The organism is Brevibacillus brevis NBRC 100599, assembly GCF_000010165.1.
In the GTDB taxonomy this organism is placed as follows: Bacteria; Bacillota; Bacilli; order Brevibacillales; family Brevibacillaceae; genus Brevibacillus; species Brevibacillus brevis_D.
Map to the genome: position 1 here is coordinate 54,102 of NC_012491.1, position 18,912 is coordinate 73,013.

21 protein-coding genes, 1 tRNA gene and 1 other RNA gene are annotated in these 18,912 nt (G+C 46.4%); 17 read left to right on the top strand and 6 right to left on the bottom strand.

The window, feature by feature from the left end; genetic code table 11:
• Positions 1-97: 97 nt before the first annotated feature.
• Positions 98-955: a glucose PTS transporter transcription antiterminator GlcT gene (glcT, locus tag BBR47_RS00360; RefSeq protein ID WP_012683823.1), complete on the bottom strand. Its 858-nt coding sequence runs from the start codon at positions 953-955 to the stop codon at positions 98-100.
• Between the two features lie 367 nt (positions 956-1,322).
• Positions 1,323-1,820 (bottom strand): ribonuclease H-like YkuK family protein, encoded by a 498-nt coding sequence (locus BBR47_RS00365; RefSeq protein WP_012683824.1) that lies wholly within the window; start codon positions 1,818-1,820, stop codon positions 1,323-1,325.
• Positions 1,821-2,005: 185 nt separating this feature from the next.
• Between BBR47_RS00365 and tadA the strand changes: the two genes are divergently transcribed.
• Complete coding sequence (gene tadA, locus BBR47_RS00370; protein WP_012683825.1) at positions 2,006-2,488, top strand: tRNA adenosine(34) deaminase TadA; 483 nt, start codon at positions 2,006-2,008, stop codon at positions 2,486-2,488.
• A 38-nt stretch (positions 2,489-2,526) separates the two neighbouring features.
• Here tadA and BBR47_RS00375 read toward each other — a convergent pair whose 3' ends face one another.
• Positions 2,527-3,246: a pseudouridine synthase gene (locus BBR47_RS00375; protein WP_012683826.1), complete on the bottom strand. Its 720-nt coding sequence runs from the start codon at positions 3,244-3,246 to the stop codon at positions 2,527-2,529.
• A 159-nt stretch (positions 3,247-3,405) separates the two neighbouring features.
• Here BBR47_RS00375 and BBR47_RS00380 point away from each other — a divergent pair.
• From BBR47_RS00380 to BBR47_RS00395, 4 genes are all read left to right on the top strand, one after another.
• Positions 3,406-3,494 (top strand) — tRNA-Ser (locus BBR47_RS00380).
• 224 nt (positions 3,495-3,718) lie between these two features.
• A complete protein-coding gene (locus tag BBR47_RS00385; protein WP_012683827.1) occupies positions 3,719-5,467 on the top strand; it encodes a methyl-accepting chemotaxis protein in 1,749 nt (582 codons plus the stop codon).
• Positions 5,468-5,803: 336 nt separating this feature from the next.
• Positions 5,804-6,334 (top strand): RNA polymerase sigma factor, encoded by a 531-nt coding sequence (locus BBR47_RS00390; protein ID WP_012683828.1) that lies wholly within the window; start codon positions 5,804-5,806, stop codon positions 6,332-6,334.
• Positions 6,318-7,625, top strand: a complete 1,308-nt coding sequence (locus tag BBR47_RS00395) for a penicillin-binding transpeptidase domain-containing protein (protein ID WP_012683829.1) — start codon at positions 6,318-6,320, stop codon at positions 7,623-7,625. Before BBR47_RS00390 ends, BBR47_RS00395 begins: the two co-directional genes overlap by 17 nt.
• 81 nt (positions 7,626-7,706) lie before the next feature.
• Here the strand turns inward: BBR47_RS00395 and BBR47_RS00400 are convergent, their stop codons facing one another.
• Positions 7,707-8,135: a DUF4275 family protein gene (locus tag BBR47_RS00400; protein ID WP_012683830.1), complete on the bottom strand. Its 429-nt coding sequence runs from the start codon at positions 8,133-8,135 to the stop codon at positions 7,707-7,709.
• 175 nt (positions 8,136-8,310) lie between these two features.
• On the opposite strand from BBR47_RS00400, the gene BBR47_RS00405 reads away from it, so the two are divergent.
• The 8 genes from BBR47_RS00405 (at position 8,311) to BBR47_RS00440 (ending at position 13,658) form a co-directional block, all read left to right on the top strand.
• Positions 8,311-8,892: a sulfurtransferase TusA family protein gene (locus tag BBR47_RS00405; protein ID WP_012683831.1), complete on the top strand. Its 582-nt coding sequence runs from the start codon at positions 8,311-8,313 to the stop codon at positions 8,890-8,892.
• Between the two features lie 13 nt (positions 8,893-8,905).
• Positions 8,906-10,057, top strand: a complete 1,152-nt coding sequence (locus BBR47_RS00410; protein ID WP_012683832.1) for an MBL fold metallo-hydrolase — start codon at positions 8,906-8,908, stop codon at positions 10,055-10,057.
• 62 nt (positions 10,058-10,119) lie between these two features.
• Positions 10,120-10,344 (top strand): sulfurtransferase TusA family protein, encoded by a 225-nt coding sequence (locus tag BBR47_RS00415; RefSeq protein ID WP_012683833.1) that lies wholly within the window; start codon positions 10,120-10,122, stop codon positions 10,342-10,344.
• Between the two features lie 340 nt (positions 10,345-10,684).
• Entirely contained in the window at positions 10,685-11,473 is a 789-nt protein-coding gene (locus BBR47_RS00420; protein ID WP_012683834.1) for a sulfite exporter TauE/SafE family protein, read from the top strand.
• Between the two features lie 84 nt (positions 11,474-11,557).
• Entirely contained in the window at positions 11,558-12,040 is a 483-nt protein-coding gene (locus BBR47_RS00425; protein WP_007719857.1) for a DsrE/DsrF/DrsH-like family protein, read from the top strand.
• Positions 12,041-12,155: 115 nt separating this feature from the next.
• Positions 12,156-12,422 carry a metal-sensitive transcriptional regulator gene (locus tag BBR47_RS00430; RefSeq protein ID WP_012683835.1) on the top strand — a complete coding sequence of 89 codons (267 nt, stop codon included), beginning with the start codon at positions 12,156-12,158 and terminating at the stop codon, positions 12,420-12,422.
• A gap of 24 nt (positions 12,423-12,446) precedes the next feature.
• Positions 12,447-12,836: a rhodanese-like domain-containing protein gene (locus BBR47_RS00435; protein ID WP_012683836.1), complete on the top strand. Its 390-nt coding sequence runs from the start codon at positions 12,447-12,449 to the stop codon at positions 12,834-12,836.
• A 189-nt stretch (positions 12,837-13,025) separates the two neighbouring features.
• A complete protein-coding gene (locus BBR47_RS00440) occupies positions 13,026-13,658 on the top strand; it encodes an NAD(P)-dependent oxidoreductase (RefSeq protein ID WP_012683837.1) in 633 nt (210 codons plus the stop codon).
• 81 nt (positions 13,659-13,739) lie between these two features.
• On the opposite strand, the gene BBR47_RS00445 is transcribed toward BBR47_RS00440, so the two are convergent.
• Positions 13,740-14,048 carry a DUF4870 domain-containing protein gene (locus BBR47_RS00445; protein WP_012683838.1) on the bottom strand — a complete coding sequence of 103 codons (309 nt, stop codon included), beginning with the start codon at positions 14,046-14,048 and terminating at the stop codon, positions 13,740-13,742.
• A gap of 238 nt (positions 14,049-14,286) precedes the next feature.
• Here BBR47_RS00445 and BBR47_RS00450 point away from each other — a divergent pair, with 238 nt between their 5' ends.
• Complete coding sequence (locus tag BBR47_RS00450) at positions 14,287-14,886, top strand: class I SAM-dependent methyltransferase (protein WP_012683839.1); 600 nt, start codon at positions 14,287-14,289, stop codon at positions 14,884-14,886.
• Between the two features lie 12 nt (positions 14,887-14,898).
• The gene (locus BBR47_RS00455; protein ID WP_012683840.1) at positions 14,899-15,558 is read left to right on the top strand and encodes a DedA family protein; all 660 of its coding nucleotides are present in this window, start codon (positions 14,899-14,901) and stop codon (positions 15,556-15,558) included.
• 124 nt (positions 15,559-15,682) lie between these two features.
• On the opposite strand, the gene BBR47_RS00460 is transcribed toward BBR47_RS00455, so the two are convergent.
• Positions 15,683-16,573, bottom strand: a complete 891-nt coding sequence (locus tag BBR47_RS00460; RefSeq protein ID WP_012683841.1) for an EamA family transporter — start codon at positions 16,571-16,573, stop codon at positions 15,683-15,685.
• Between the two features lie 214 nt (positions 16,574-16,787).
• On the opposite strand from BBR47_RS00460, the gene BBR47_RS00465 reads away from it, so the two are divergent.
• Positions 16,788-18,551 carry an HD-GYP domain-containing protein gene (locus tag BBR47_RS00465; RefSeq protein WP_012683842.1) on the top strand — a complete coding sequence of 588 codons (1,764 nt, stop codon included), beginning with the start codon at positions 16,788-16,790 and terminating at the stop codon, positions 18,549-18,551.
• Between the two features lie 55 nt (positions 18,552-18,606).
• Positions 18,607-18,871, top strand: an RNA gene (ffs, locus tag BBR47_RS29875) — signal recognition particle sRNA large type.
• Positions 18,872-18,912: the final 41 nt, after the last annotated feature.

Consider the following 18,912-nt stretch of genomic DNA (forward strand, 5'->3'; position numbering starts at 1 on the left):
GCATGAGACGGTTGAATTCATACGACGACATACTTACTATGTCCGTATGATCTCACCGCTCATGCCTAGTCGAGCTAGTAACACGCAGGATTATGATTTAATTTTGTTGTAATAAGCGATAAAGGTGCAGAGCCATGTAACCAACCTCGTCTTCTGGTACAGCGATCTCAAGACGGGTGGAGATGTATTGAGCCAGCTCTGTTGCCAATTGATAGGCTTCTGGCATAGTGGTTTTGACTCGGTCCAAAAGCGGGTTCTTGATGAATTTTTGTTGACGGATGCGCTCAACGGCAAAGCGCAAATGGGTAATGAGGCGAACGTAATCAATCGTACTGCGTTCAATCGTAATGGCTGTTTGCTCTTCAATCAGGCTTACCAACTCTGTGATGATGTTGGTGAATTGGACAGCCTTTTTTACTGGGACGTAGCTGATCGCGGAATGAATGTGCAAGGCCAGAAATCCGATTTCACTGTCGGGAATGTCCAGGTCGAATGCGTTTTTGATCATATCCGCTGCCCGGTTCGCCAGTGCGTACTCCTTCGTGTACAGCGTCTGGATTTCGAACAAGAAGGGATTCACGATCTCCATGCCGTTATTGAGCCGATAGATCGCAAACTGGATATGGTCAGGCAAGGCAACGTGGACGTGTTCGTTCAATTCTGGCGTGATCTCACTCGCAATGAGAGCGATGATTTCTTCCGCAATTCCTACGACAGCAGGATCTACTTGGCTCAGAATGTTCTGATACTGCTTCTGATGACTTTCATTTTCGAGCCTGAAGCGCTTTTCCACTCGCAAGTCATGGGCGGGGATGGTATTCCCGGGTTTTGCGCCAAATCCGATTCCTTTTCCGAACAGGACAATTTCTTGTCCGGATCCGGGTTCTTCCACGAGTACGACATTATGGTTCAACACACGCGTAATTGCGTACGTTTTTTCCTTTTCACGGGACAATCCATTCCACCACCTTTAGATAGACAAAAACGGTCCATGACCGTATTTGCTTACCGCAAGCGGTCACATCCAATTTAATGAAAAACGCCGATGAACCATGACGTTAATCAGAAAAAAGAGCCGAAAAAACCTTTTTAACAAGAAAAAGATCTTCTCGGCTCATGCCTGCATTACCAGTAACACGCCTTGTGAAAACGCTTCAATTAAAGCTTATGATAGCTCACGTCTCGTACATTGTCAATCACTCTGTGAGCGGGAAAAACACGGTGGGCAGGAGATGCAGCAGCCTGTCCCGAATTGTTTGAACCAACAGGATAAGGGCAAAACAAAGCCAGGCGGACGCCCCATTAGCAATCCGCCTGTTTTGTTACTTGGTGTACTTGTCGGCAATCGTAGATGCACAGAAGGAGTTCGGTTTGATCTCGGCACGAAAGTGATTGGTTTCTGCTAAGCTCAACAAAGACTGGATAAACTTACGGGTAGGACCATTCGTGCCGATATCAAAATGCAGGCGGATGGGAGTATCTAAGTGGCGGTCCCGCAAATATTGGCGTACTTCTGTGGCAAGTCCGACTGCGTACATCGCTTCCTGGAATATACGCTGCTGCAAGGATGAGTACCGGCGTTCCTGAAATTTGTGATAAAAGAAGGTACCCCCATGGCCGGGACGGATCACTGTGATAACAAGAGCAAAAAAAGTCCCGCGGCTTTTTAATTGAGAGTCGGCCCCCACAATAATTTCAAATGGACCACCTATTGATGAGATGGTATGTTCGATGTGGGAAAACACTTCTTCTTTTGCCAGTAGACCTCTAGTCGGACTGTGAAAGCGATCAAATAACGTATTTGCAGAGGTTAAGCCCACTCACATCCCTCCAGAAAGAGGCTAACAATGATTTGCATACTTCTCCTTACATCATTAATGTATGTAATCTCGCAGATAGTATGTGAACGGGTAGGGACAAAAACATCTTGAATCAACTTTTTTTTGGGTAAAAGGGTCCGTTTGTTGGGACGAAAGAATGTTTTTTGAAGGAGCTTTAGGGAAACGTGATACAAGAAAATGAACATGATTACTATATGAAACAAGCCATGGAAGAGGCCCGGAAAGCCGCTGCGATTGGTGAGGTTCCAATCGGTGCGGTCATCGTGCGCGACGGGGAAATCGTAGGTCGCGGCTACAACTTGCGGGAAACACAAAAAGACCCTACCTTGCACGCCGAATTGATCGCGATACGGGAGGCGAGTGAACGCTTGGGTGGATGGCGCTTGATCGGGTGTACGCTGTACGTGACGTTGGAGCCGTGTCCAATGTGTGCGGGTGCAATCGTTCAAAGTCGCATCGAAAAGGTCGTGTATGGCGCTCGCGATCCAAAGGCAGGATGTGCCGGGACATTAATGAACCTGCTCGCGGAGCCACGCTTCAATCATCAGGTGCCAGTTATCGAGGGTGTGCTTGCAGAGGAATGCGGGCAGATGCTCAAGGAATTCTTTCGTGGATTGCGCAAAAAAAGACAGCCGGTACAGGAATGACCGGGCTGTCTGGAAAACCGTCTGTTTGCAGGCGGTTTTTATTTGTTTACGTTTTGCAGCATGTGCAGCTCTTCTTCGGTCAGTTCGCGATACTCACCAGGGGCGAGTGACGGGTCAAGGTGAAGCGGGCCCATACGAATCCGTTGCAGATACACGACATGCAGGTCAAAAGCAGCAAACATCCGCTTTACCTGATGGAACTTTCCTTCCATGATGGTGACACGAATCTCTGACGTTTCTCCCGAAGAGATAATCTCCAGCTTGGCTGGCAGTGTAGTGAAGTCCTCTAATTCCACGCCTTTGGCAAACTCCTGAACATGACGCTCAGTGACCCGGCCCTCGATACGGGCAAAGTACTCCTTGTCCACTTTCTTTTTCGGGGACAAGAGGCTATGGGAGAGATGACCGTCATTGGTCAAGAGCAAGAGACCCTCTGTATCAATATCCAGTCGGCCTACAGGGTGCACTTTGATTGCCCACTCGTACGGGAGCAAGTCCACTACGGTTTCATGGACATTGTCCTCTGTAGCTGAAACCACCCCCGGTGGTTTGTTCAGCAAAACATATACCCAGCGCTTAAAGTTAAGCGGTTCTCCATCCACAAGGATTTCTTGCTCCTCGGCAATGACATGCATTCCTGGGTCTGTTGCGACAACGCCGTCTACGACGATCAGTCGCTGTTTTACTAATGCTTTCACTTCCTTGCGCGTGCCGATTGCCATATTGGCCAGCACCTTGTCCAAACGTTCACGTTTCATATATGTTCCTCGCTTTTCTTCTGATCGGATACCAATCGTGTGTGCTGTTATTAGTTTGGCCTAATGAGCCGCGCAAATCAAGGGGCATACAGAGGAATGAGTCTTGCATTTTTGACTGTATTTTGCTATAGTAAGTAATGTTTCTGACAAACTAAATATGGAGAGATACCCAAGTGGTCATAAGGGGACGCACTCGAAATGCGTTAGGCGTCGTGAGGCGTGCGTGGGTTCGAATCCCACTCTCTCCGCTTAGATTTTCGGATCGAAGAGAATGAAGCATATTTTTGCCAGTGCGGCAGAGATATGCTTCATTTTTTTGTATCAGTTGCCGCCACTTGTGAATGCCGCTGCATCCGCTATTGCGATGGGATTATCGACCCTGGAAAATCGATTTCCCTCACTCTACATTTCGTTACGTTATATGTCGATATATTTATTGGTTTCATATATTTGCATCTGAGGAGTGGGAAACATGAGTGGCAAGTTGGGAAATACAATGGGGAGAACAGGGCTTTCACTTCGCACCAAATTACTTGCGGGGTTTCTTACAGTTGTTGCGTTGCTGGCATTTGTCAGCGTTTTTGCATTAAGCCAGATCAAAGGAGTAACCACGATATCTGGGGATATCAATAAGTCATGGATGCCAGCAGTTACCCTTCTTGGCACGATGAATGGAGACATTTCGGATGTGGAGCGTCTTGCGCTCGATATTATCGTTGAACAGAACGAGGAGGAGCTCACGAAGCAGAAGAAGGTTCTGGATCAACTGCTCGTCAAAATCGAGGATGAACGGAAGCAACTTAAGACGCTTGTGTATGCCAGTAATAAGGAAGGCAGTGAGGCTGCCAATCTGTTCGAAGAGTTTAACAGCAAATACGATGCATACTTGGAAAAAATGCCTGAGTTCGTGAAGTTGGGCAGAGAAAACAAATATGATGAGGCAAGCAAGTTACATAGCGTGGCCTACCCATTGTGGTACGAGGCCAATGATAATATCAAGAACTTGATCGATATATACAGTGAGGGGGCCGGACAGGTTAGTCAAAGCGCTTCAGAGCTTTCTCAGCAAGCGTTTGTTATCATTCTGGTGTCTACGTCCGTAGCGGCTGTTATTGCACTGCTCATCGCCTTCTTCATGTCACACATCATCTCAAAACCTGTCCAGAAAATGAATCAGGCCGCTGTCCGAATCGCGAGTGGCGATCTAACGGGCGAGACGATTGTACTGCGTAACAAGGACGAGTTGGGCACGCTGGCGGCTTCCTTCAACACGATGACAGCGAATCTGCGCACCATGATTGAATCGGTGGCTACGACTTCTGAGCAAGTAGCAGCTTCGTCGGAGGAACTGCTAGCGAGCGCCGAGCAAAATGCGCAGGCATCGGAGCAAATTTCCCAAACGGTCGAGGAACTGGCCGTAGGTACCTCCGAACAGGTCAATATTGTCAAGAACTCCTCGCAGGCCATGGGCGAAATGGCTTTGAGTTCGGAACAGATCGCACAGCTGGCACAGAGCGTATCGGTATCGGCCGTTGACGCGGCCAAACAATCTGAGGAAGGTAATATGATTATCAAGTCAGCGGTCGAACAGATGAGTGCTGTCCGGAATTCCATCACGTCCCTTTCCGAGCTGGTTATGGGTCTGGGAGAACGTTCGGCAGAGATTGGAACGATCACCGAGGTCATTAACAATTTGGCAAGTCAGACGAACCTGCTGGCGCTGAATGCGGCGATTGAGGCCGCCAGAGCCGGGGAGCATGGTCGCGGATTCGCTGTCGTTGCCGAAGAGGTTCGGAAGCTGGCCGAAGAATCCTCATTGTCTGCGCAGCGAATTACTGACCTCGTGCAGCTGATCCAGAATGATACAAGGCAAGCGGTTGAAGCCGTTAAAATGAACAGCGACGAGACGCGAAGCGGCATGGAGATTGTCACAGCAGCCGGACAGGCATTCGAGAATATCTCGAATGCAGTCAACAAGGTGGCAAGTGAGATTCAGGAAGTATCCGCAGGCGCTGAACAGATGGCGGCAAGCGCGGACGAGGTCGTCAATTACGTAGAACAGATTTCGGCGATTGCAGAGGAAGCATCTAGTGGCGTGCATAACGTATCTGCCGCTACGGAGCAGCAGCAGGCTTCCACAGAGGAGATCGCTTCGTCAGCGGATTCCCTCTCGAAGATGGCGGAGGAGCTTCAGGAGCAGATCAACAAGTTCAAAGTATAATTCAAAACCAGACTGCTTCTTCTGTTTGCTTGGGCGGCAGAAGAAGCGTTTTTTTTGGAAAAGAGCAATTCATAGGGACCTCCAAGGATATATCCGATTAACTTGATGGTATGGTTACAAATAAATATCACGATAATCCGAGACTCTAGTCTCTCTAACACTTTTTTTCTCCATTTTTAAACGCCTCCACTGAATAACGTATTATCGTCAAAAGGTGCTGTCCTCCTAGATAAAAGCTTAGGTGGGACAGCATTTTCTTTTTTCTATCAAAAAAACTGTAAGCAAATCTCATTTTTGCGTCTAATAAGGTACAAACCCATAAAAAGGAGCGTACGAATGGATTCCGATGACCGAATAGAGCGATGGTTCCAGCAATACGGCCATGATATTTACAATTACCTCGCGTATTTTACCGGACGGAGAGATGTCGAGGATTTAGTCCAAGAAGTTTTTACAAAGGCGCTTAGAGCCTTATCAGGCTACGAAGGAAGGGCACAGCCCAAGACATGGCTTCTGACCATCGCACGCCATACAGCGATTGATAATAGGCGAAAGCAAAAAATGATGGACTGGTTCCCCGAAAACGTCCTCCGACTCCTCACTTCCAAAGAGCGTACACCTGAGAAGGCATTGGTGTTAAAGGAACAGTTGCAAGAAGTATATGAAGCGATGAATCACTTGAAAAGCACGTATCGAGAAGTTCTCATCCTGCGGTTGATCGAGGGAGTATCTACAGCAGAGACGGCAGAAATCTTGGGCTGGAGTGAAGCAAAAGTCAGCACGACGCTCCATCGTGCGATCAAGGAATTGCAAAAACAAATAGGCAATAGCGGCAGGGAGGTTAATCTACATGACGCCATCTTTTGAAGAAAAAGAGATAAGCACAGTGCTGCAAGCATTTCCGTCGCTTCAGATGGACGAGGACAAACGACGTGAAATCGCGGGTCATATCCGTCGAGAAAGGGAGCTGCTCGAACAAATGAAAAAGCGCAAAAAATATGCCAAGGTAATCGGAGGCGCAGTTGCTTCATTGGCTTCATTGGCTTTATTGTTTATCGCTTATCAGTGGATGCCTTCGGAGGCCGTGCCGAGCGCACAACAGATGAATACTGAGGGGAGTCAAAAGGTACAAGCCGCAGGAACGACATCCCAAGCAGATAAGGTTCTGACCCTCGATTCACAAATTCAGGACTATATAGAAGAAGCGATACATAAGACCAACAAAGCCTATCAGCCTGAAAATATGACGGTAATTGTTACCGATCCAAATAACGGAGAAATTCTTGGGATGGGGAATCTGAAAAGACCAACTGACCGAGTTCCACACATAGTCAGGGCGATGTCAGATCCTGTGGTCGCATTTCCGATCGTGACGTTGGCGGCTGCTATTGAAGAGGGGAAGTATAAGAACTACGAAACTTATGAGTCCGGAACTTACGAGATTACCCCGGGCAAGTTTATAAAAGACCATAATGTTGGGAAGGGCTGGGGACAGATTGCGTATTTAGAGGGTATCCAACGTTCTTCTCAAGTCGCTTTTGCCAAGCTCAGTGAACGGATACCAGAGGACTCGTTACAGCAATATTTTGAACGGTTCGGTTTTGGAGCGAAAACGGGCACAGAACAATTAAATGAACAGTCTGGAAAGATACCAAACATGGATACTCCCTATGATAAGGCAATGGCAGCTTATGGACTTGGGGGTTCTGCCTCTCCCATTCAACAAGTAGCTGCTGTCGGGGCCATCGCCAACGGGGGTGAATTGATGAAACCACATGTCACGAGGGAGGAAACGAATCACATTGACAAAGGGCGTCGAGTCATATCAGTAGAAACAGCCAAACAGGTTCGAGCAATTTTAGAGACGTTAGTAAACAACAAACCTGGCTCAGATACAGCCTTTTCCATAAAAGAGCATACAGTCGCTGGGCGTACAGGAATAGTGCAGAAACGCGACCAGCAAGGAAATTTCATCGATGGAAAATATACGTATTCATTTATCGGATTTGCACCAAGCGATGATCCAAAGCTATTGGTTTACATAGCTGTTGATAATCCGAATACAGACCTCTGGGTAAGATTATGGGGACAAGAAATTGTTGCTCCCCCTTTCAAAGAAATCATGGAAAACAGTTTGCAGTATCTCCAAAAACGATAATCAACCCATCCATCAAAAAAGGAAGCATAGCGGTATACCCCTAAAGGTATCCGAATGCTTCCTCTTTTTGTTTTCCCCATTCTACTTCTTACAAAAATAAGGCCCGCACCACTCGGTTTCATGGGTCTTCACATACGTCCACGTAAAGTCCTTATCCACGATGTACACATCGTATTCCTTTTCCAAGTCCGCGACAGAAAACCTCGCAGCATTTTCCAAAATCAGAACTTCGTTAGCAAGCTGGTAAAACACATAGTACGACTCATGGGCCACCTGCTGAAAGGCTTCATCCGCTTCCTCGCGTTCAAGACAATCTCTCAGTTTATAGCTGAATAAATGCCACAGATACCCCTGGTAGCCGTCTTTATTTTTGAGAAAAATCCTCTCTTTATCCTCTTCGGTCAGATGGCTCGCAAAATGCTTTTCCCATTCTTCCCGTAAGTATGGTCCCCAAATAGACAGCTCTGTTGTCTTCGTGTTCTTTTCCTTCATCCGGTCAGCTAGTTTCATTGGGCGCCTCCATGTTGATACAAGTTCATTTCTAAGAAAATACGTATGAAAGAGTAGGTCGGTCACGTTTCGACTATTGACAAAGAAAAACGAGGCGCATATTATAATACCCATAGGGGTATATGTATAAAGTTGATTGATCACATTTTCATTCAAAAAGTAGGAGGTAGACAACATGTCCGTACAATCGAATTTTTCTGCTGATAAAACATTAGATTGCAAAGGCTTGGCATGTCCAATGCCTGTCGTACGTACAAAAAAAGCAATGGAAGAGATGTTACCGGGTCAAGTGATGGAGGTACAGGCGACGGATAAAGGGTCATTGGCTGACCTGAAGAGCTGGGCAAACAATACGGGGCATGAATATTTGGGCTCGATTCAGGAGGGGGAAGTATGGAAGCATTTCCTGCGAAAAGCGAGTACCCATGAGGTGAAGGAGGAGACGAATTTCTTGCGGACCATATCTAATGAAGAACTGCAAAAAAAGCTGGAAGCCAACGAGAAGCTGACGCTCATTGATGTGCGAGAACAGGCAGAATACGCTTTTCACCGCATTCCTGTAGCTATTTCAATACCCCTGGGAGTATTAGAGCAGCGTTTGGATGAGCTACAGCTCGATGACGACATCTACATGATCTGCCGATCCGGCAAACGCAGCGACATGGCATGTCAGTTGCTGGCCAAAAAAGGTTTTACCAAAATCACCAATGTGCTACCGGGTATGTCCGGCTGGAATGGCCCGGTAGAAAAACAATAAGGGGGAGGGAAAGATGATGGAACAACAAACAAGTGTGAAGGTGATGACAGCACACGAGCTAACGCAGCTTCTCTTTGCGCAGGAGGAATTGTTTATTCTAGACGTTCGCAATACGAGCGATTATGAGAATTGGCGAATCGAAGGGCATCGAGTCGTGAGCATGAACATCCCTTACTTTGATTTGCTGGATGGGGTGGAGAGTGTTCTGGAGAAAATCCCTGTGCATCAAAAGGTGTTGGTTGTCTGTGCAAAAGAGGGCTCGTCTATTTTTGTCGCAGAGATGCTGGCAGAAGCGGGTTTTACGGATGTTTCTTACCTGCAAGGAGGCATGAAGGCGTGGAGTGATCATCTGGAGCCAGTGAAGGTGGGAGAACTCCGTGATGGCGGTGCGATTTATCAGTTTGTCCGCATTGGGAAAGGCTGCTTGTCTTACATGATCGTATCAGGAGGGGAAGCGGCTGTCGTCGATACATTGCGGATGACGGATGTGTACGAAGCATTTGCAGCAAAGCATCAATGGACGATTAAGCACACCATCGATACCCATCTGCACGCCGACCATATTTCTGGTGGAAAGAAGCTGGCAGAACGACTCGATGCATCGTATTGGCTTCCAGAAAAAGATGCGGAAGAAGTTACGTATTTCTATCGTAAGCTAGAGGAAGGGCAGGAAATCCAGGTGGGTGCAACCAAAATCGCGATCCTGCCGATCTACTCCCCCGGACATACCATCGGGAGTACGTCGCTGCTTGTCGATGATACGTATTTTCTCACAGGAGACAGTCTGTTCGTAGCTTCGATCGGACGTCCGGATTTGGCTGGGAAAGCAGAAGATTGGGTGGGAGACCTGCATAACACCTTGTATAATCGATATAAAGAGCTTCCCGAGCATTTAGTCGTGCTGCCTGCTCATTTTGGCAGCTACACGGAGATTGGTCCAATGGGTGTCGTATCTGCCCGGTTGGGTGACTTGTATCGCAACAATCCAGGGCTAACGATTGCGGATGAAAGTGAATTCCGGCATATCGTTACGCATCATTTGCCGCCGCAGCCGAATGCGTACCAAGAAATTCGTCAAGTGAACATGGGGAAATTAAAACCGAGCGAAGAGGAACAACAAGAGATGGAAGTAGGGCCAAATCGCTGCGCCATTCACGATAAATAACCAAGAGGTAGTTCAAAAAATCGTCTTTTGATCACGCATTTATATAACAGGAGGAATAAAAAATGGCGGATATGGTGGTAGATACAAAAGGCCTGGCTTGCCCGATGCCAATCGTCAAAGCAAAAAAAGCAATGGACGGAATGCAATCTGGTCAAACCATGGAGGTACTCTCGACGGACAAAGGCTCTCTGAACGACTTCACCGCTTGGGTCAAGCAAACCGGGAATGAGCTGGTTTCCCATGAGGTTGAGAACGGTGTATACAAATTTTTAGTGAAAAAGCTGTAGGGAGACAGAAGCGAGCACTTTTGGATGAAGCCGCTAACGGTTCGTGTCGTGCTCGCTTACTCCTGATTTTCATAAACGATACGTACGCCAAGGTGCGTATAGATTTCTTCTTTGTAATGGCCATTTGGGCACTGCTTTTCACTGAACAAGGCATTATTGTGTGAGCGCAAAGGTTCTTGGCAGGTGGGGCACCGATGCTGAAAAATGGATTTGAAAAAGGGAATCATTGAAATCACCTTATTCATAGTTATTTACTTGGAATTAATTTTACTTGAAGATGGTTCATTTGAAAAGAGGGTTGAGCATTCCGATGTGTTAGGTAGGAATGCAAGGAGGATATATGGACGTTTTGCAGCTTCTGCTTATGGTCTCTATCGGTTTTGTCGGCTCCTTTTTTTCCGGGTTGCTTGGGATTGGCGGAGCGATCATCAGCTATCCGATGCTCCTGTTTATACCACCGGCACTAGGGGTAGCGCAGTTTTCCGCCCAAGAAGTTTCGGTGATATCGATGTTTCAAGTATTTTTCGCGTCGCTGTCTGGCGTACTGGCTTTCCGCAAAAGAAACGGGAAAAACTCGCCCCTGATTCATAAAGGACTCGTCAGAGATATGGGGGTAAGCATCTTGGCGGGAAGCCTGATTGGTGCAGCTCTCTCCCGATACTTGGCGAATGAAAGCATTAATTTGGTGTACGGGATACTGGCAATCATCGCTGTGATTTTGATGCTCGTGAAAAATAGAGGGACAGAAGCGGCAGCAGGGGAGGTCGCATATAATCGCTTTATTGCTGCTGGTGCTGCATTTGTTGTAGGAATCGTATCCGGGATTGTCGGTGCAGGGGGAGCGTTCATCCTCATTCCGATCATGCTGACCGTGCTGAAAATACCTACGCGGGTGACGATTGCCTCATCATTGGCTATTGTATTCATCTCCGCAATAGGTGGTGTGATCGGGAAGCTGTCGGGTGGGCAAATTCCGCTCTTGCCCGTTTTGTATACGGTCATCGGAAGTGTTTTGGGGGCGCCGGTGGGCAGTATGGTCAGCGCCAAGAGCGATGTGAAATATTTGCGTTATGGCCTGATTGTGCTGATTTGTGCAACGGCGATCAAGATTTGGAGTGACATTCTATAAGGAAAGACGCTTTTCGTTGCAAAAGCTTCTTTCGCTTATTTTTATACCTATACAAGTATGAGTATTATGAAGGAGTGTTCTTACATGGAAAAACAAAAAGAAAAAACGACGATTGTGTTGTTTAGCGGTGACTTGGATAAAGCAATTGCAGCCTTTATTATTGCGAACGGAGCTGCTGCCTATGATCATGATGTCACGATTTTCTTCACCTTCTGGGGACTCAATACGATGCGCAAAGACGAGATCGTGAAGGTAGAAAAGGGATGGCTTGAAAAAGCGTTCGGTTGGATGATGCCAAGGGGCGCCAAGAAGCTCGGACTGTCTAAAATGAACATGATGGGCATGGGGCCAGAAATGATCAAGCATGTCATGAAAAAGCACAATGCCCTGACGCTTCCACAACTCATCGAGCTGGCACAGGAGCAGGGAGTGAAGCTGGTCGCTTGTACGATGACGATGGACTTGCTCGGCCTCAAGCAGGAGGAATTGCTTGACGGAATGGAGTATGCAGGTGTAGCTGCTTATTTGGGGGATGCGACACAGGCAAAAGTAAACCTGTTTATTTAATACAGCCCGCGTAGGCGCTTGGCTTGACATTGCCTGTATTTCGCATAAGATACCTGTATGTAAGTTAGTTCCAAGATTGATACGTATGCCTTGTCGGGAAACAGGAGGAATTCTTATGGATTACAACTATAGTGACGATATCAAAAGACGTTTAAAACGAATCGAAGGACAAGTCCGCGGTGTGCTGAAAATGATGGACGAGCAGAAAAACTGCAAAGACGTAGTAGCGCAGCTCTCTGCCGTTCGCAACGCTTCAGACAAGGCGATTGCCCAGATTGTAGCGGAAAACCTGCAACGCTGTTTGTTAGAGGAACAGGCTGCTGGAGGAGACACGAGCAAGCTGGTGAAAGAAGCCGTAGAGCTTTTGGTCAAGAGCCGTTAAACCGATTTTGGAGAGGAGCTTCCTATGAGTTTCACTACGATTCTTTTGCTGTTCGCCTATGCGGTCATTATTTGGTATCTCATCTCTCGCTTCCTTCCTGTAAAGGGGTTGGAAAATCTCAAGTCAGATCAGTTCAAGGAACGGGTTAACCAAAAAAGCAGGGTGCTGCTCATCGATGTACGCGAACCGCACGAATATAAAGCGGGTCACATTCCATCAGCAGTGAATATCCCTTTGTCTGCGCTCGACCAACGTGCAAAAGAAATTTCCAGCAAAAACGATATATTGCTATACTGCCGGAGCGGGATGCGTAGCAAGCGGGCAGCAAAAATTTTAAAGAAACACGGCGTTTCGCAGATGGCTCACCTGCAAGGCGGGTTCATCACCTGGAGTGGTCCGAAAAAAAAGAAGTAACAGCTAGCACCTGGTGTATGTGTGAATACCCCGGTGCTTTTTTATTTGTTAAAAAAACAGGGTTGACATTTCGTTTCGTTGTAACTAAAATGATTACAACAAGGCGATGCGGTAAACGCCTATTCTTTTTGGAAGTGTTGTAACTAATCAAGTTACATCTAAAACATACAAAACGGAGGGAATATCATCATGAAGATTGCAATTGTAGCAGCAAGCGGTAAAGCAGGTAAGGTAATTATGAAAGAGGCGTTGGATCGTGGCCATCAAGTGACAGCGATTGTGCGTGATGCATCCAAAATCGAGCAAAAAGATGTAGCTGTGATTCAGAAAGATGTGTTTGACCTGACAGCAGCAGATTTGAATGGATTTGACGTAGTCGTAAACGCTTTTGGCGCACCAGCAGGTCAAGAACATCTGCATGTCGAGTCTGGGAAGGCTCTGATTGAAGCATTGAAGGGTGCTCCTTCTACTCGTTTGCTCGTTGTAGGTGGTGCAGGCAGTTTGTTTGTAGACGAAGCCAAAACACTGCGCCTAGTAGAAACTCCTGATTTCCCTAAGGCTTACTTGGCAACTGCACAAAAGCATGGAGAGTACTTGCGTGTATTGGAAGAATCAAACGGCATTCAATGGACGTATATCAGTCCATCTGCCTTTTTTGACGCAGCAGGAGAGAGAACAGGCGCGTACCGACTCGGAAAAGACCATCTGTTAGTGAACGCGAACGGACAGAGCTATGTGAGCTACGCTGACTATGCAGTGGCGATGCTCGATGAAATCGAAAATCCGAAGCATCAAAATGAGCGCTTCACAGTAGGCTCCTAATCTCGATTGAAATTAGGCTCTACCTGAACACAAAGACCAGCTTCCTACCAAAGGATAGCTGGTCTTTGTTGTGTATCGAGATTATCGGCCAATCCCACCAACGAATGGGTAGGAAAACGGGCGTCCATTTAAGGAGTAAAGGATACCTTTAATCGGGTAGTAGATCGCCATCAGTCCAAACACAATCAGGAACGGAATCCCGATCAACAAGAAGGTGAAGAACCAGGAAATCGCGATGAGCACCGTCATAATGATATGGAAGAACAAAGCTTGCAGCGCCATATTTTTGGCGTCACGATTTTGTACGAGCAGCCAGACCAGAATGGGCACAAGGATCGGTGCAAAAAATGTGCTAGCGTGCGTTATGACTTTTACACCTCTATAATCCATAAATAAGTCCTCCTTGATTCGATGTAAATCTTGATCTAGTGACATTGTAACGTATAGAAATCACTCAAAAAACCATCATAAGCGTGATTATTTACTCCGACTATAGACGGAGGAATTTTTATTTACATTCGTTTACTGTTATAGTAGTAAGAAAATCTTTTGTTTTTGGTAGATAATTCGTAATGTTTTTTGGATATGATATATGGATAAGCAAGAACTGAGAAGGGAGTATATAAACATGATGATCGATTGTCATCATCCATCCAGCATGAAGGATCGGATGATGTTCTTCTATAATTTTTTGCGGTCACCTGGCCAAGTTGGCAGTATTACTCCTAGCTCCCGTGCGCTTTGTAAACAAATGGTTGCGCCCATCGACTGGGAGCAAGCACATACAATTGTGGAATTAGGAGCAGGAACGGGGATTTTTACGAAGTGGATCGAGCAAAAGAAAAAACCGGAAGCCGTACTGGTATCCTTTGAAAAGGAGACCAAGATGCGCATGAGGTTGGAACCACAATTTCCCGATGTACGATTCCACGAAGATGCGGTAGATTTGAATCGGGTTCTTACGGACGCAGGACTGGGGAAAGCCGACTGTATTTTGTCAGGATTGCCATTTGCCAACTTCCCACAAGAGCTGCGTGATCAAATTATGGATCAGGTATATCATGCGCTAAAACCAGGCGGAGTATTTGTCGCCTTTCAATATTCGCTGCAAATGAAAAAGCAGCTTTCCTCTGTATTTGAACAAGTATCGGTGAAAATGGTTCCATTGAATCTGCCACCTGCCTTTGTCTACATCTGCCGAAAGGATGATGGTAAGGGTGTTGGCTAGGAGGATTTCAAAATGATTGTCGATATGCTGTCCCAGTCTGTGGGTCAGTTTGGGTATTTTGCGCTTTTCTTTATGTTATGGCTAGGGATTGTTGGTATGCCGATTCCTGACGAGGTGATCGTGCTGTCTGCGGGAGTGCTGACCTCGATGGGACTTCTGCATGTCTTTCCTGCATTTATTGCAACCTATTTGGGTGTTGTGTCTGGGCTGTCATTGGGATATGTGCTCGGGAGATGGCTAGGTGCACCTGCACTGAACTGGATTAGTCGCAAAAAAGGAATGAACAAGTATGTAGAGCAAGCGCAGTCGCTGCTCGATCGTTACGGAAGCTACGCTCTATGTATCAGCTATTTCTTTCCTGTCGTCAGGCATGTGGTTCCTTACTTGGTCGGGATCGGGAAAATGACGTTTCCACGGTACGCTCTGTTTTCGTACACAACCGGTTTTGTATGGACACTGATCTTGTTTTTGCTTGGTCATTTCATGGGAAATAAGGTGGAGCTGCTTACTTCTTATGTGGCCTTGTTAAATAATCGAACTGTGATTTTTTCTGTATTAGGTGTACTCGTTCTCATTGCTGCTGCTTATTATGGATTTACCGTTTGGAGAAAACAAAAAAGCATGGCAGCTGCGCCACAGCCACTGATGATCGATCCTGATCGAAAAGAGTAACCCGAATGGAATAATGACGAAGTCAACAACCCCTCTGCGTGGAGCAGAGGTTTTTTTATTTTTATCATAAAAAAACCCGTCCGTCTGTGCGGTAGTGGCACAATGGATGGGCTTTGGACAACGTTTATGAGGTAACCTTGTTTCTTCGAATGTTTCGCTGGCGCAGCCATTCCGGCAAGATGATTCCGAGTAAAATGATCAGGACACCGCTGACTTGGAGTATAGAGACAGATTCATTCAGAATGACATAGGAGGAGAGTACAGCCATAGGTAGCTCAGCTGCTCCCAATATGGCTCCCATCCCCGGTCCGATGTGGGGCATACCATAATTGAAAAAAACCGTCGGGATCAAAATCCCGAAAAAGGCGAGTAAAAATACGTATGGAAACAACCCGTCCAACAATGCTCCGTTGAATAGAAAAGCAGGTGGGTAAATCAGGCTGGCCAACAGAAAAGAGCCCGTCGCCATGCTGGAACTACGAAGCCACGGATTAACAGAAATGGCGGTTTTCCCGCTGAACAAAATAAACAACGTAAAAGAAACGGCTGAGAGAAGGCCGAATATGACACCCAGGATATGAAATTGGGCCAATCCACCGCTCTCAAAAATTCCTCCTGCAAAAAGTGTCCCTGTCAGCAGCAACAGGAGGGAAAAAATCGTCTCCTTTCCAGGCATCTTTCGAGTCATCACAGCTTCAATCAGTACGCCCATCCACGTGAACTGGAACAAAAGGACGATGGCGATCGAGGCTGGGATATATTGCAGGGCATTGTAGTACATCATTCCCGTCGAACCGACAGTCAGACCGACAGCGACCAATAGTAGCAACTGGCGAAGGGGAGGCTTGGTCCGCAGGAAGAAAAGAGCGGGTATCCAGGTCAGCACAAAGCCCAAAAACATTTGCCCACCAATTACCTCTGCGGGCGAATAGCCTTGCTTGTAGGCAAGCTTTACGATGGTTGATAGTATGCCGTAACTACATGCTCCGAGAAAAACCAGGAGGATGTATCTCATCTGATGCATCTCCTCACATACGATAATAATTCTTAGCTAGAATATTACGACAGCGTCCGTTTGTCTATGGATGAAAAAGATTCCATTTTTGGTTCGAACAAAGGTTTACGTTTGATCCCAGCGGGAAATAGTGAAGTGACACTATATAATCGTACCCACTACAAATGGTGTAGCTATAGGATTAGTGAACAGCTGAGAAAAAAGGGGGAGGCTTGTGTACCTGAAGTGGAGGGATCGATTATTTTCCACATTTTTATTATTGATTCTAGGTCCTACTATTTTTATTTGCTTCCTTTTTTATGATCAAGCCAAAGAGGCAGTATTTGAGCTATACAAGACGAACATGGATGCGAATATAGGACTCGTCGATGAACGTCTTTTGTCTCTTTTTCAGTCTATCCAAAAGGATACCGATGAATTGGCGAATAGGCTGACTGTGCGTTTGACAGACGGACCACCTTTTGTAGAAGGAAATAAAAATGGCATCCGGCGAGGATTGCCATCGCAGGAACAAGCCGTCCAAAATCTATTCGAGCGCTTCTCCCACAATCAAAACGTGGTAGGCAATATTGTTTTTCTTGGTGAGGATGGGAGAGTTTTCTCTTTACGCGAAGATAAGAGCTGGAGTGCGGATAATCAATTTATGGAACGAGAGCAATGGGGAACCGGAGAGAACAGGATAGACTTTCTAACCAAAAGAGAGCAAGAGGAGTATCCAAGATCATTTTTTCTCGAGAAGCGCCTGGAGGGTTTGACTCCAAAAGCTACGGGACACTTATTGGTGGAAATCGATCTCGATAAATTGACTGACTGGGTCCGTACCTACGTCGTTCCAAAAGAGTATGGCATGATGGTACTTTCCCCCTCCCGAACCATTATGATTCACACCGATAAAGCGATGATTGGAAGCCATGTTTCGGGGCTTCCTCATTATGAAATGGTGCGCAATCAGTGGGAACAATCCAATGAAAAAGGACTCTTTTCTTTGCTCATCCAAGGCAAGGACATTTATGTATACCGTCAAGTATCTGAAAAAAGCGGTGGTGCTTATTTTGAGTGGTTGCCAAGAGAGGGGATTAATGAACGATTACAACGATTGAACCTCATCTTTTTTGTCACCCTTTTTATCGTTGTTTTATTTGCCTGTTATGTGGCTCATCGTTTATCAAAATGGATTGGTGAGCCGATCTATAGCTTGGTATCCGCCACTGACTCCTTGTTGAAAGGGGACTTTTCTATACGCGTCCCGATACAGGGAATGAAAGAAATAACGCTATTGGAGAATAAGTTCAACACCATGGCAGAACAGATGCATTCGTTAATTACCCGAGAGCGGCAGTATTCGCAACAGAGCCTGGATCAAATCGTTCGCAGCTTTTATTTAGCCGTAGAGATGAAGGACCCTTATACAGCAGGACATTCAGAACGAGTTACACACTACGCCCTTATCATCTATGATTATTTACAGCAACAGGAGCAGCTTGCCTTTTCACGAGATGATTTACGTTATGCTGGATTAATGCATGATATCGGAAAAGTAGCCATTCCGGATCACGTCCTTTTAAAAACAGGAAAGCTCTCACCTGACGAGTATGAATGCATGAAAACTCATTCCATCATCAGTGGAAAAATTGTGGAGCAGATAGAAAACCTGTCTCATATCAGTCCAGGGGTGCGGCATCATCATGAGCGATGGGATGGAAAAGGTTACCCTGATCAGCTCAAAGGGGAAGAAATCCCGCTGATTGGGCGTATTCTTGCCGTTGCAGACACGTTTGATGCGATGACTTCTACACGTTCCTATCGCAAAGACATGTCAGCAAATGAGGCATACGAAGAAATTCTGCGATGCCAAGAAACACAGTTTGATCCCTCCATTGTTTCGATTTTTAAGAAGGCTTTTGAGGATGGAGCTATTCAGATTACACAATCGGCGGATTGCAAGGGAAGAGTTAGTAAGGATAGAGAGATTTCCTAACACTGGATAGGTTTACTCCTTGCTATCGGCTATTAACTTTGGTATTCTAATTCTACCGTGCTAGACGGGGAGGTTGCGGTGCCCTGTAACCTGCAATCCGCAATAGCGGGGTTGAATTCCTATCCTAGGTTTTCTTATGTGAGGCTGCCTTATGGCGGCGGTGTTGAGGAGCGGGTCCTGTGCAACGCGAACCCATGAATCTGGTCAGGTCCGGAAGGAAGCAGCCATAAGTGGATCATCGCGTGTGCCGCAGGGTAGCCTGCTCTGAGCTGCTACCATAAGTAACGCTTGGATAAGAATTATCGAAGATAGGTGCACGGTACTTATCACGCATGTACAGATAGCATGTTTCCAAAGGGAA

What these genes read in the sequence shown, in the direction of transcription:
- BBR47_RS00375 (WP_012683826.1), bottom strand. Translation starts at nt 3,246, where the DNA reads ATGAAACGTGAACGTTTGGACAAGGTGCTGGCCAATATGGCAATCGGC.
- BBR47_RS00385 (WP_012683827.1), top strand. Translation starts at nt 3,719, where the DNA reads ATGAGTGGCAAGTTGGGAAATACAATGGGGAGAACAGGGCTTTCACTT.
- BBR47_RS00390 (WP_012683828.1), top strand. Translation starts at nt 5,804, where the DNA reads ATGGATTCCGATGACCGAATAGAGCGATGGTTCCAGCAATACGGCCAT.
- BBR47_RS00395 (WP_012683829.1), top strand. Translation starts at nt 6,318, where the DNA reads ATGACGCCATCTTTTGAAGAAAAAGAGATAAGCACAGTGCTGCAAGCA.
- BBR47_RS00400 (WP_012683830.1), bottom strand. Translation starts at nt 8,135, where the DNA reads ATGAAACTAGCTGACCGGATGAAGGAAAAGAACACGAAGACAACAGAG.
- BBR47_RS00405 (WP_012683831.1), top strand. Translation starts at nt 8,311, where the DNA reads ATGTCCGTACAATCGAATTTTTCTGCTGATAAAACATTAGATTGCAAA.
- BBR47_RS00410 (WP_012683832.1), top strand. Translation starts at nt 8,906, where the DNA reads ATGATGGAACAACAAACAAGTGTGAAGGTGATGACAGCACACGAGCTA.
- BBR47_RS00415 (WP_012683833.1), top strand. Translation starts at nt 10,120, where the DNA reads ATGGCGGATATGGTGGTAGATACAAAAGGCCTGGCTTGCCCGATGCCA.
- BBR47_RS00420 (WP_012683834.1), top strand. Translation starts at nt 10,685, where the DNA reads ATGGACGTTTTGCAGCTTCTGCTTATGGTCTCTATCGGTTTTGTCGGC.
- BBR47_RS00425 (WP_007719857.1), top strand. Translation starts at nt 11,558, where the DNA reads ATGGAAAAACAAAAAGAAAAAACGACGATTGTGTTGTTTAGCGGTGAC.
- BBR47_RS00430 (WP_012683835.1), top strand. Translation starts at nt 12,156, where the DNA reads ATGGATTACAACTATAGTGACGATATCAAAAGACGTTTAAAACGAATC.
- BBR47_RS00435 (WP_012683836.1), top strand. Translation starts at nt 12,447, where the DNA reads ATGAGTTTCACTACGATTCTTTTGCTGTTCGCCTATGCGGTCATTATT.
- BBR47_RS00440 (WP_012683837.1), top strand. Translation starts at nt 13,026, where the DNA reads ATGAAGATTGCAATTGTAGCAGCAAGCGGTAAAGCAGGTAAGGTAATT.
- BBR47_RS00445 (WP_012683838.1), bottom strand. Translation starts at nt 14,048, where the DNA reads ATGGATTATAGAGGTGTAAAAGTCATAACGCACGCTAGCACATTTTTT.
- BBR47_RS00450 (WP_012683839.1), top strand. Translation starts at nt 14,287, where the DNA reads ATGATGATCGATTGTCATCATCCATCCAGCATGAAGGATCGGATGATG.
- BBR47_RS00455 (WP_012683840.1), top strand. Translation starts at nt 14,899, where the DNA reads ATGATTGTCGATATGCTGTCCCAGTCTGTGGGTCAGTTTGGGTATTTT.
- BBR47_RS00460 (WP_012683841.1), bottom strand. Translation starts at nt 16,573, where the DNA reads ATGAGATACATCCTCCTGGTTTTTCTCGGAGCATGTAGTTACGGCATA.